Origin of the sequence: Ligilactobacillus sp., from assembly GCF_036846325.1 — a bacterium.
Taxonomy (GTDB): Bacteria; Bacillota; Bacilli; order Lactobacillales; family Lactobacillaceae; genus Ligilactobacillus.
Map to the genome: position 1 here is coordinate 1 of NZ_DAIUCE010000029.1, position 12,633 is coordinate 12,633.

The 12,633-nt window shown below is 49.5% G+C and carries 11 protein-coding genes; 8 read left to right on the forward strand and 3 right to left on the reverse strand.

Annotation, left to right across the window (positions count from 1 at the left end):
* On the forward strand, positions 1 to 478 hold a 478-nt coding region (locus tag V7Z60_RS04485), incomplete at its 5' end, for a pyridoxamine 5'-phosphate oxidase family protein (RefSeq protein WP_334116631.1).
* 231 nt (positions 479 to 709) lie between these two features.
* Here V7Z60_RS04485 and V7Z60_RS04490 read toward each other — a convergent pair.
* Both V7Z60_RS04490 and V7Z60_RS04495 read right to left on the reverse strand, forming a co-directional pair.
* The gene (locus V7Z60_RS04490; protein ID WP_334116632.1) at positions 710 to 1,261 is read right to left on the reverse strand and encodes an NAD(P)H-dependent oxidoreductase; all 552 of its coding nucleotides are present in this window, start codon (positions 1,259 to 1,261) and stop codon (positions 710 to 712) included.
* Between the two features lie 28 nt (positions 1,262 to 1,289).
* Positions 1,290 to 1,781 (reverse strand): YkgJ family cysteine cluster protein, encoded by a 492-nt coding sequence (locus V7Z60_RS04495; RefSeq protein ID WP_442918897.1) that lies wholly within the window; start codon positions 1,779 to 1,781, stop codon positions 1,290 to 1,292.
* A 235-nt stretch (positions 1,782 to 2,016) separates the two neighbouring features.
* Here V7Z60_RS04495 and V7Z60_RS04500 point away from each other — a divergent pair, with 235 nt between their 5' ends.
* The 7 genes from V7Z60_RS04500 (at position 2,017) to V7Z60_RS04530 (ending at position 11,414) form a co-directional block, all read left to right on the forward strand.
* Positions 2,017 to 3,000, forward strand: a complete 984-nt coding sequence (locus tag V7Z60_RS04500; protein WP_334116634.1) for a hypothetical protein — start codon at positions 2,017 to 2,019, stop codon at positions 2,998 to 3,000.
* Positions 3,001 to 3,163: 163 nt separating this feature from the next.
* Positions 3,164 to 4,507, forward strand: coding sequence for a hypothetical protein (locus tag V7Z60_RS04505; RefSeq protein ID WP_334116635.1), 1,344 nt, complete (start codon positions 3,164 to 3,166; stop codon positions 4,505 to 4,507).
* A gap of 17 nt (positions 4,508 to 4,524) precedes the next feature.
* A complete protein-coding gene (locus V7Z60_RS04510; RefSeq protein WP_442918896.1) occupies positions 4,525 to 6,057 on the forward strand; it encodes a phospholipase D-like domain-containing protein in 1,533 nt (510 codons plus the stop codon).
* A gap of 103 nt (positions 6,058 to 6,160) precedes the next feature.
* Positions 6,161 to 6,385, forward strand: coding sequence for a hypothetical protein (locus V7Z60_RS04515; RefSeq protein WP_334116637.1), 225 nt, complete (start codon positions 6,161 to 6,163; stop codon positions 6,383 to 6,385).
* Positions 6,386 to 6,475: 90 nt separating this feature from the next.
* A complete protein-coding gene (locus tag V7Z60_RS04520; protein WP_334116639.1) occupies positions 6,476 to 7,828 on the forward strand; it encodes an MFS transporter in 1,353 nt (450 codons plus the stop codon).
* Positions 7,829 to 8,033: 205 nt separating this feature from the next.
* Complete coding sequence (locus tag V7Z60_RS04525) at positions 8,034 to 10,397, forward strand: cation-translocating P-type ATPase (protein ID WP_334116640.1); 2,364 nt, start codon at positions 8,034 to 8,036, stop codon at positions 10,395 to 10,397.
* A 6-nt stretch (positions 10,398 to 10,403) separates the two neighbouring features.
* Positions 10,404 to 11,414, forward strand: coding sequence for a GNAT family N-acetyltransferase (locus V7Z60_RS04530; RefSeq protein ID WP_334116642.1), 1,011 nt, complete (start codon positions 10,404 to 10,406; stop codon positions 11,412 to 11,414).
* A 247-nt stretch (positions 11,415 to 11,661) separates the two neighbouring features.
* Here V7Z60_RS04530 and V7Z60_RS04535 read toward each other — a convergent pair whose 3' ends face one another.
* A complete protein-coding gene (locus V7Z60_RS04535) occupies positions 11,662 to 12,585 on the reverse strand; it encodes a LysR family transcriptional regulator (RefSeq protein WP_334116643.1) in 924 nt (307 codons plus the stop codon).
* Positions 12,586 to 12,633 lie beyond the last annotated feature (48 nt).

A 12,633-nucleotide genomic window follows, 5' to 3' on the forward strand; every position in this document is an offset into this window, starting at 1 on the left:
CTTGCGCAGACATGACCGTGAAATCAAGGATTTGAACGAGATTGAAAAGATTTTGGGAAAGGCGGAAATTTTGCATCTCGGACTTGTTGATGATGGATATCCATACGTTGTTCCGCTGCATTACGGCTATGAAATGACCGAAGGAAAACTGACCTTTTACATGCACGGAGCAAAGCAGGGACACAAACTTGATCTGATAAGGAAGAATCCGCATGTCTTCATTGAACTTGAATGCGATGTTTCTCAGATTTCCGGCGGAGACATCCCCTGCAGGTACGGTTCTTCCTTTGCATCCGTAATGGGTCGCGGAAATGCGGAAATCGTTGAAGACGCTGCCGAAAAGATACATGGGTTGAAAGCTCTGATGCAAAACCAGACAGGCAGGGACTTTGAAATTACCGAAAAGATGACCGGAATCGTCAGTGTCATCAAGGTGACGGTTCCGGAGTTTACTGCTAAAAGAAGAACCAGACAGTAACTTCATTGAAGCCTGATGGGCACTGCGTTTTACAGGAAAGAGACTGGGAAATCCCGGTTTCTTTTTTTCTGTTTAAATGCCGGACAAAGCAGGCTGTTTTAATCTGAATCTAGAATTATGGTCTGCTTTCCCCGTCACTATAGATGTCCGGCCAAGAAAAAAGCACGTATGATTCATAAAAAGGTAATCATACGTGCTTTAACTTAAGGCATGGCTTTCTTTCCAGTCTCTTTACCGGATGCCGTTGATCAGATTTGTCAGCCTTTCTGCGTGATCGGCGGCCTTTGCAAGCAGGTCCCTGCGTTTTTCGTCATCGTTTCTGAGCGTATAGGATACGCCGTAAGTGACGATTTCACCTGAATATTCAAGTCCGGTCAGCCTTGCAGTTAATTCCAGCGGCTTCAGCAGCTCCTTGATCGTGATTTCCTGGTAGGCCGCTTCCGGTGCACCCGTCGTAACCGAGGCAATCAGCTTCTTGCCATGCAGTGCCGTTCCGCTGCTTCCGTGCGAAAAGCCATGCAGGAAGACATCTTCCAGCCACTTCTGCAACATCGACGGAATGCCGTACCAGAACAGCGGAAACTGGAAGACAATCACGTCTGCCTGCCTTAATTTTTCCTGTTCTCTTAAAACATCGAAGCGATAGTCAGGATAAAGACTGCTCAAGACGTCGATGCTTGCCTGCGGCATTTTTTCCTCAAGTTCCCTGATGATGGTCTTGTTGGCCAGCGAATTGTTTTCCAGATCGGGGTGACCTGAAATGATTAAGATGTTCTTTGACATTGTTTCTCCTCCTTTAACGGTGCTGACATCAGCAGCCCAGTTTTTCCTTCAGCCTTTCAACGAAGAGGTAGGCTGCAGGGCAGTAGAGCGTGTTCTGGATCGTCAGATGGTTGATCTGGTAGATCTTTTTGCGGTCCGTGTGCGGAAACTCGCGGCATGCCTTCGGGCGGATCGGATAAATCGTGCACAGATTGTCCGAGCCGAGAAACGGGCACGGCATGCATTTGAAGACCTTGTCTCCGTCTTCGTCCACTCTGAGATAGGTGTCTTCAAACTTTCCGAGGTGCATGCGGAATTCTCCGGCGATGCGTTCGATGTCCGCCTCGGTGAACAGCGGCCCCAGATCCTTGCAGCAGTTGGCGCATTTCGTGCAGTCAATGACGTCGAAAATCTCCCGGTGGGTCTCCTTTACAATCTTGTCCAGATGCTTCGGCTTCTTCCTTCTCAGCATGGCCAGAAACTTAGCGTGTTCCTTTTGCTTCTGCTGAGCGAGGTCGTGGTAGTGTTCTATGTCAACCATGCCGTCCTTTGTCTTGATTGTTTCGAAATCTTCCTTTGACATTGTACCGTCCTTTCCTGATTTTATGAACACTGTCAATTATAGCACCAAGGTCAACTTTTTGCGGATGTTCCCTGATGCAAAATGCAGAGCATTGAGGCTTCGTGCACTGTATTTTCATCAGACGGCAGGCTTGAACAAACTGGAAAAGTGCCGATATTCATATTGTGATTACAAATAGCAAGAGGTGATTGGAATGGGAATCAGTTTAACAGGCCTGTCGGCAACTGATGCTTCGATTGCGAAACTGCCTGAAAAGCAGGAAAGCTACCGGATTGATCAGACAAAAGTCAAGGAGTCGTTCAAGCAGGGAAGGACCTTGAGCAAAGACGTCGTCGAACTGTCAAAGGAAGCGCTGACTTATAAGGGAAATCTGAATCCTGACGAGATCAAGAATGATTCAGACGTCAGAAAAGTCAGTGCTGACCATGCTCTGGACACGTTTTTCAGGGAAGACATGCCAGGCGCTGCATCAGACGGAAGTTATTCGATCGGAGGCGTTTCATTCGGCAGGGAAGAGCTTGAGAAGGTGCGTCTGGTGATGAACGAGGCAACCGCGGGAATCGGGTGCGGAGCAGGTAAGAACACATACATTGACTATCGCAATTATGCACAGATGAGCATTGCCGAAAATGCGGTCGGCTCCTATGCCGATGCCAGTCTGAACGAACAGCAGGCGGAAGTCGTCAAAAAGGCAATGAGCGAGTATACCCGGGGACTGGTCAGTGCGCAGGACGACTTGATGAAAGACGGTTCACACGTTGATTCGCCCTATGAACGTTTTTCCGATTATTATGGAAAGGTGTATGTTCTGGGCGACGACGACCTCAAGGCACTTGACTCCCTCAAGCAGGAGCTGTCGGGAATCACCGGAAGAACATACGGCAAATCGGAGCAGGGGACCGTTTCGGTGATTTCCTCGGCTACGAATCAGAAGCTGATCAATGACGTTTCCAGTCTTTTCTCAAACATCGACTATACGAATCAGGATGAAATCGACTCCGCCATGGAAAAGTACAGGTCGCTCATGAAGCCGGTGTACCATGCATACTATGACGGACAGGACGGTTCTGCGAAGGCGAGCGGTGAAATCATTGATTCTGACATCAGGGAATTCATGAAGCAGATTGAAACGGTCAGGAATGCCTCGGGCTACCACACCGTTGATTTTCAGTCATGAATTGAAAAAAGTACCTTGCGCATTCGTGAGGTACTTTTTTTGTGCGCAGAAATGAGATATGATTGATGGAAGGATAAGGCGTAAGACCTTATTTACATAAAAAAGTGCGCGCCGATGTATAATATAAATATTGACTTATATTATATATTAGGAAGCGATTAACTTGAAGAAACTGGGAATAACATTGACCGAAGCGGGGATCAGCGGGGCGCCGATGATTCCGATGATGGTTTTCGTGACGACCTTTATCCGGAACAACGGCAAGCTTGATTACATTCTGCCTTTTGTGATCTTCTATTCATTTCTTAAGATTGGTTCATTTACCGTATCGGTTTTCGGCGAAGTCAACAATCCGTTCCGGCTTGCTCAGTTTGCGTCACTGACCATTATCCTCGGTTCAGTTTTGATTCTTTTTCAGAAGAAGATGCTGCTTACGCTTGACCTGGGTGCTTTTCTGATTGGACTTGGACTTTCGGTTTTCGTTCCGATGTACCGGACGGTCAAGGCGGTCGTCTCGGAAAGAACCGGTGAAAAATATCAGAAGGAAGAATTCTTCGGATTTATTCTGATGTTGATTTTCACGGCCTTTCTGCTTGTCGGATCCAGGTACAGCGAGGAGCTCGTCCTGTCATGCTATCTGTTTCTTTCAGTCATCACGCTGTTTTCAATCAGGGCAATGGTCAGGGATCCTTCCAGGCTTACGGCACCCCTGTTCAAGGAAAGAAAGTATGACTGGCAGGAGGCAATGAGCGCGGTCATCTTACTGGCACTGCTCTTTTCCCTGCGGCTGTTCAAGCAGACCGCAGATGTCAGCGACATCTTCACGATTCTGATAATTGCCACGATTCTGATCTTCTTTGAAATGATGACGCATTTCTATGCCGCAAAGGAGCCCTATGAACTCTATCAGGCTTATTTCAGCGAATACATGACCTTTGTCATTCTGTACTGCGTTTTCCTGTATATGGGAATGGCCGACGTCAAGATGGTCGTTCTGGCGTTCAGTATCCTCTTTGCGGTCAATCTGACTGCCAAATTCACGGCAAGGTACGTAACGGCGCTTGAAAACCGCTGGCTGGTCGGCAACGTGATGATTTTAACGCTGATGGCTTCAAGCGTCCTGATGATTCCGGAAAGGCTCTGGCTTCTGGGAGTTGCGGTTTCCGTCTATGCCATTTCGATCGGAATGGGGGAAGTCGGCTCCGACTACCGGAGCAGCGGCAAGTTTCCGACTTATGAACAGCAGCTTGCCAGGCAGAAGATGAACGGTGTCGGCTCCGTCATCGGTCAGCTTATCCTGATCGGCGTAATGATCGTTTCGTCACAGCTTCTGGTGCACGATCCAAATTATACGGTCAATGCCTGCATTCGCAGGATTCCTTCCGGGGAACTTGAATCGGTACTGCTTGTGACCAGATATGCAGGACTTGTTCTCCTTGACGTTCAGGGAATTTTCCTGCTGATGTTCGGCAGGAAGGCGGGCCGGAAGCTGTTTGTTAAAGATTGATGGAAGAGGGTTCAGACGTGGAAACATATGAAGGAAAAAGAAAATCAAAAAACGGAATCAAAAGGCTGGTTTTTTCGGCCTTGTCAATCCTGCTTCAAGTCGTCTTTTTGGTTCTGGTCTTTACCAGACTGAATGAATATGCCAGCATCATTGACTGGACGACACGGGTTCTCGCGATTCTGCTGGTACTCTTCATTTACAGTCAAAACCAGACGGCGACGATGAAGGTTCCGTGGATAATCCTGATTCTGGCATTTCCGGTTCTGGGCGTGGCACTGTATCTTCTGGTCGGATTAAACGGCGGAACGAAGAAGATGAAGCGGCGCTACAAGGAAGTTGATGAAAGGCTGTTCAAGTATCTGGGCGATGGGGTCAGGAATCCTGACGGCAGAGGAATCTCCGGGTATATCAGCAAGTATTCGGGGTATCCGGTTTATGAAAATACAGAGGTGAAGTATTTCGACGAGGCGGTCAGGGGACTTGATTCGCAGCTCCATGACCTGGCACTTGCCAAGGACTTCATCTTCATGGAGTACCATGCAATCGAGGACGGAAAAGCCTGGCAGAAGATTCAGACGGTTCTGGAAGAACGCGTCAGGGCAGGCGTTGAGGTTCGCGTTTTTTATGACGACATGGGATCAATCGGATTCGTCAACATGTCATTTGCCAGAAAACTCGAAGCGGTCGGAATCAAGTGCCGCGTCTTCAATCCGCTCATGCCGGGGCTCAACATGTTCCTGAACAACCGCGATCATCGCAAGATCACGGTGATTGACGGAAAAATCGGCTATACCGGCGGATATAATCTCGCAAACGAGTATTTCAACTTCACGCATCCCTACGGCGAGTGGAAGGACACCGGAATAAGACTCTGCGGGCAGGCGGTCAGGTCCCTGACCGTTTCGTTTCTGGAAATGTGGAATGCCTCTTCGAGAAAGAATCAGGATGAAGAAGAGAATCTGGAATTTTATCTCAGGGACAGAGAATACCCGGGAAACTGCGCAGGCTATATTCAGCCGTACGCCGACAGCCCGCTTGACGGCGAGCAGGTCGGAGAAGAAGTCTACATCAGCATGGTCAACAAGGCTGAAAGCTACTGCTATTTCATGACGCCTTACCTGATCATCACTGATGAGCTGGCTCATGCACTGTCGCTTGCGGCAAAGCGCGGAGTTGACGTCAGAATCGTAACACCGGGGATTCCCGACAAGAAGCCGATTTACCGCGTGACAAGGTCCTTTTACAACGTGCTTGCGAAGAACGGCGTGCGCATTTTTGAATGGACGCCCGGCTTTTGCCACGCCAAGATGAGCGTTGCAGACGACCGCCTGGCGACTTGCGGAACGATCAATCTTGATTATCGCAGTCTGTATCATCATTTTGAAAACGGCTGTTTCATGACGGATACACCGGCCGTTCTTTCAATCAAGGAGGATTTTGACGAAACGTTCAGGCAGTGCCGCGAAGTTACTGAAAAATACAGCGTCAGGTGGAGCGCGCCGCATCGTCTGAGCCAGATGATCATGCGTCTGTTTGCGCAATTGTTATAGTTATGAAAAGGTTTTTCCTGTATTTTTGGCGTGCGGGGGAAATCTTTTTTATTTGAAAAATGCAGTATCCGCATCACGCAGACGGTGGTCGGGCTGAACAGATTTGCAGAAAAATGCAGTATTCGCGGCTGTTGGGCAGCAACGCTGGATTTGGCAAAATTATCGCTTACGGGCAAAACGTGGAAAACTGGGATTTGCCCGTAAAACGAGCTTGCGGACAAAATGGACTTCTGCAATCATTGCGCCTGTTTTTGGTGCAGGGACGTTTTCTTTGAGATTCGCGGGTTTCAGCGCTTTGATGAGATTTACCAGAAAAGATGATGATTAACGGATAATGTTCGTGTTTTACTTGACTTGCCCGACACTTGTAGCGTATTATAAATCCTATGTGTAATTTTCAATGACTAGAGGTGCGAATATGACTACAAGTAAAAAATGGCACGTAATGCCTGCAGTCGTCGCAACGACGATCATGAGTTTCTGCGGTGTCCTGATTGAAACGTCGATGAACGTGACCTTTCCGACGCTCATGAAGCAGTTTGGAATTGATGCCGGGACGATTCAGTGGGTGACGACTGCCAATCTGCTGACGGTTGCCGCAAGCATCCCGCTGTCAGCTTACCTGATCCGGAATGTTTCCGAGAAGAATCTGTTCATCAGTTCAAATCTCTTCTTCCTGCTCGGCGTGATTCTGGATTCTGTTGCCGGAAGTTTCGAGCTGCTTTTGGCAGGCCGCATCCTTCAGGGAATCGGAACCGGTCTTGCCCTGCCGCTTGCGATGCACATCATCCTGGAACACGTTCCGCTGGAAAGGCGCGGCTTCATGGTCGGTGTGGCGACGATGACGACCTGTTTTGCTCCGGCAGTCGGTCCGACTTACGGAGGCATTGTCCTGCATAATTTTGACTGGAATATGATCTTCCTGTTTCTCGTGCCGGTTCTTTTGGTTTCATTTGCCGTCGGAATCATGTCGATTCCTCAGAGGAAGATTGAAGAAAGGACCGGTTTCAATTTTTCCGGCTACTTTCTTCTTGCACTTGGACTTGCGCTTTTACTGATTGCAATCGAGCGCTTTTCCGTCCTGCTGCTTCTGCTCAGCATCATGGCGCTTCTGATGTTTTACTTTTCCAATCGGAAAAAGCGTCTCATTAACTTGGGCGTCTTCTCCAACCGGCGCTTTGTCTGGTTCATGTACGGAGCTTTGGTCACCCAGGCCATTGCGCTTGGAATCTCGTTCATTTTTCCGAACTACCTTCAGATCGGACTGCATCAGAATACTGTTACGGCCGGACTGTTCATGCTTCCGGGCGCAACGTTCGTAGCCCTGCTTGCACCTGTTTCCGGACGTCTGATGGATGAACTTGGATATTTCAAGCCGATTGTCTTCGGCCTTGCGCTTGCATCCGCAGGTCTGGCCTCTCTGGTTCTTGTCCTGCCAAATGCAGGGGTGAAGCTGCTTTTGTGCGGTGACATTGCGACAAAGATAGGCATGGGACTTGCAGCAAGCAGTCTGGTTGCGACAAGTCTGAGCCAGCTTGACCGTGAGGAGTCAATCGACGGCAACAGCGTTCTGAATACTCTGCAGCAGTTTTCCGGGGCACTTTCGACAACGGTCGTTTCAGTCATCTTCGGACAGGCTCAAAAGACGATGCCAGACGGCAGCATGGAAGGCAGCCGCATTTCAATTGCCCTGATTCTTGCGATAACCCTGATTGCCCTGGGACTGGTTTTGAAATTGAAGCTTGAATCAGGAAGGCAAAATGCTGATTAAGCTCTGCATTTATCCTGAAATGAAGTGGATTAATGATGATTGCGGGAACTTACAAGACGAAAAGACAGGACTTCTGAAACCCGGAGTCCTGTTTTTTATTTTTTGCCGGAGTCAGGCGGAAATCAATCTTAAGTCATTCTTATAGGTGTTTTTACGCAAGTTGAGTTATTATTTACTTAGAGGCTTTTCGAAAGGGAGTTTTTGGATGGAAGATGCTAGATACAGTGGCCTGACCCAAAAGGAAGTAGAGGAACGAACCAATGCCGGAAAGACAAACCGGTCGGATGCTTCGACCGGACTGACCGTCAAGCAGATCATCTTAAGCAATACCCTGACGTATTTCAACCTGATTTTCCTGGTGGTCACGGTGCTTCTTTGCATCGTCGGCTCGTTTCGCAACCTGACCTTTCTGCCGATCATTCTGTGGAACATCATCATCGGGATCATTCAGGAATGGCGTGCAAAGAGGACGCTTGACAAGATGAACCTGCTGAATGCACCTCATGCAGTTGTCCTGCGCGACGGAAAGGAAAGCAAGGTCGCGTCTGAAGAACTGGTGCAGGACGATGTCGTGCTGCTTTCTGCCGGCGAGCAGATCTGTGCGGACGCGACGGTGCTTGACGGAAGCATTCAGGTCAACGAGTCGCTTCTGACGGGTGAATCGGACGAAATCGACAAGAAAAAAGGAGATACGCTTCTTTCCGGAAGCTTCGTCGTTTCAGGAAGGTGCCATGCACGCCTGGACAAGGTCGGAAATGAATCATACATATCAAAGCTGACGTCGGAGGCGAAGACGATCGACGGGTATGAGCAGTCCGAGATGGTGCGCTCAATCAACGAGATCATCAAGTGGGCCGGAATCATCATCATTCCAATCGGGGCCATTTTGTTCTATCAGAGCTTCTTCTTAAACGGCGTCACGTTTCAGAAGAGCATCACTTCGATGGTTGCGGCCGTTCTGGGGATGATTCCCGAAGGACTGTATCTTCTGACGACGGTTGCCCTGGCCTTGAGCACGATGCGCCTTTCGAAGCGCAAGGTCCTGCTGCATGACATGAAAAGCATCGAAACGCTGGCCCGCGTCGACGTCCTGTGCGTCGACAAGACGGGAACGATCACCGAACCGGAGATGAAGGTCAGGGAAGTCGTCTTTGAAGGAGAAGACGTCACTGAAAGGCTGACGGACTACGTGCTTGCCTCAAGGGACAACAATGCGACGATGCAGGCGCTGCAGTCGTTTATTCCGGAAAATGCAGGGCAAAGACATGCTGCCCTGAAGGTTGTTCCGTTTACTTCGGCAAGAAAGTACGGTGGAATCGTCTTCGATGATGCGACGTACCTGCTTGGGGCGCCGGAGTTCATCATGCGCTCTGAATTTGAAGGAATCGAAGACAGGATTCTGCCGTATACAGACAAGGGATATCGTGTGCTTCTGTTTGCAAAGTACGACGGCGCAGATCTTGAAGACGGTCTTTCAGGCAGCATTGAACCGCTGGCATATGTGATTTTTGAAAATCCGATCCGTGAAAATGCCAGGCAGACATTTGAATACTTCAAGAAGCAGAAGGTTGCAATCAAGGTCATTTCGGGCGACAATCCGAAAACTGTTTCTGAAATTGCCGGACAGGCCGGAATTGACGGTGCAAGAAATTATGTCGATGCCTCGACTTTGAAGACCGAATCACAGGTGGAAGAGGCGCTTGAGACAAAGACGGTCTTCGGGCGCGTGACTCCGAAGCAGAAACAGGATTTCGTGTCGGCTCTGCAGAAGAACGGGCACACTGTCGCAATGACGGGCGACGGCGTCAACGACATCCTGGCAATGAAGGATGCGGACTGCAGCGTTGCGATGGCATCGGGCAGCGAGGCAACCGCGCAAGTTGCGCAGGTCGTCCTGCTTGATTCCGATTTCGTGCATATGCCGGACGTCGTGCTTGAAGGAAGACAGGTGGTCAACAACATTCAGCGGTCGGCAAGCCTGTTTCTGGTCAAGAACATTTTCTCGCTGCTGATGGCGGTCTTTTCGGCCGTTCTGATGTTTACGTATCCGCTTGAGCCTTCGCAGATTTCCCTGGTGACGGGCTTCACGATCGGCGTTCCCGGCTTCCTGCTGGCACTTGAGCCGACTAAGGACCGCATCAAGGGTCATTTTCTGACGAACGTGTTCATCAAGGCCTTCCCGGCCGGATTGACCGATATGGTTTCGGTTGCTGCGCTTGTGGTCTGCGGAAAGGTCTTCGGCATTTCAGACGACGAGATTTCGACGATGGCGACGCTGCTTCTGGGTGCAATCGGGCTGATCGTTCTGGTTCGGATCAGCCGGCCGTTCAACAGGAGGAAGTGGGCGATTCTATGGCTCAACGTTTTCGGACTGGTCTTCTGCTTCGTGTTTTTGAAGTATCTCTTTGCAATCAGTCCGCTGTCAGGGGCCGACTTTTTGCTGGTCGTCGTCTTCATGTTTGCGGCTGATTCGATTCTGAGACATCTGACGCACGCAACGGAGCGCATTGCCGGGAAGATTCGCAGGAAGAGGCAGGATTCGCCGAGACATTTCAGCAGGAAAGGATAGTTGATTTTGGAAATAGTTAAAGCAACAGGCAGTGATTTATCAGAGCTCTGCATTTTTTATGAAAAGGTTTGCGAACAGCAGAAGTTTGACAGTTGTTCGCCTGAGTGGAACTGGGGATTATATCCTTGTCGTGATGATCTGGAATATGCGATTTCAAACCGCCTGTTTCTGATCGGTCGCATTGACGGCAGAATTGCAGCCGCGGGCATTTTGTCCGACGGCGATGATGATGCATACAATCATGCGGACTGGAAGGAAACGAAAGAGGTTTGCGTGCTGCATCTGTTTGCCGTTTCACCGGATTTCAGGGGGCAGGGCGTCGCTTCCCGGATGCTTTCTGAGATGAAGTCCAGGGTGAAAGGTGCGATTCACCTTGACGTGATTGAAGGCAACGAGGCCGCCGGAAAAGTGTATCGCAAAAACGGCTTCGCGCTCGTCAAGCAGACGAAGCTCTTCTATGACGACCTCGGTGAAAGAGGTGCGGAGCTCTATGAGTGGGTTCAACCGGAAAAGGCAGTCGAGACGGACAGGCTTTATCTGCGCAGGCTGAACGAGCATGACGCAATGAGAATATACGAAACGTGGGCAGACGATCCTGAGGTTACGCGTTACCTGACCTGGGACGCTCATGAAGGCATCGACGACACCAGGAAGGTTCTTGCTGAGTGGATGCGTGCCTATGAGGATGAGAAGTGCTTCCGATACGGCATCTGTCTTGCGGAAAACGACAGCCTGGTTGGCATGATTGACGTTGTTGACTATGAGGATGAAATTCCGGTCGTCGGATACGTTTTGGGAAGAAGATACTGGAACAGGGGCTATATGACAGAAGCCTTCATGGGGTTCAGCGATTATCTGCTTGGAGAAGGCTTTCCCGAAATCAGGATTGAAGCAGAGGAGCAAAACCTGGCAAGCAACCGCGTCATCATGAAGTGCGGATTTGAGCCTGTTGGAAAACGGAAGATGTCGATTAAGGGAAAAGACGTCATTGTCAACAGATATCGCAGGAAAGCCTGATGTGAAGAAGAAACTCCTTTTTCCCTCTTGAATTAAATGAAATGCCGGACAAAGGCGGTCGCAGATTGACTGACTTTGTCCGGCGTTTTTTCAATTCTGAAACATGAAAGCCTGTTTTTTTAAATACAGTGATGCGCATCTCATGCTCAATCAGGGCGTCAAGGCGGGATTACGGGCAAAATGCCGTTTTTTTAGATTTGCCCGTAAAATCCGGTCTTCGATGCCCTGCATTTTTCAAGGGAAGAAATCAGCTGATGATCTTGAACCCGTAGCCTCTGATGTGTTCCTTCAGCATTGTCAGATAGCGTTCGGCCAGAGGACTCAGTTCGACCTGGCGGTGCTTGAGCCAGCCCAGCGTGATGTCATCATCAACGTTTAGGGGAATCGCAACGATCTTGTCGTCATTGAGCTTGCTGCTGATGATGCCGGAGCTGATCGTGTAGCCGTTCAATCCGACCATCAGGTTGAAGATCGTCGCACGGTCGCTGACCTTGATGCTTTTCCTATGGCCCAGGGTGCTGAGAATTTCCTCCGAGAAGTAAAACGAGTTGACCTCACCCTGTTCGTATGACAGATAGGGGTAGTCTTCGAGGTCTGACAAATCCACGGAGGACTTTGACGTGAGCGGATTGTAGCGGCTGACGAAGATGTGCGGCTTCGCAACGAACAGCGGCGTGAAAACGAGGTTGTTTTCCTTGAAGAGACGCTGCATGATCCTTTGATTGAAGCCGTTTGTGTAGAGAATGCCGAGCTCGCTTTTGAACTGGGCAAGGTCGTTGAAGATGTTCTGGGTTTCGGTTTCGCGCAGCGTGAACTGGTATTCTTCTGCATCGACGCTTTTGATCAGTTCGACGAATGCGTGAACGACAAAGGCATAGTGCTGTGCGGAAACGGAAAAGGACTGCCTGCGCTGCTGCCCGTTTTTATAACGTTCGTTCATCAGGTTGACCTGATCCAGAATCTGCTTGGAATACGTCATGAATTCGCGCCCTTCTGCGGTCAGCGAAATGCCGCCTGAACTGCGCTGAAAAATCTGAATTCCCATTTCGTTCTCCAGTTCCCTGACTGCGTTTGACAGGCTTGGCTGAGTGAGGAAAAGCCTTTTGGCCGCCTCATTGATGGAGCCTGCTTCAACGATTTTTTCCAGATATTCAAGCTGCTGGATTCTCATAAAATGACCTCTTTTTTATATGTAGTTACCTTATTATAGCCTGAAACT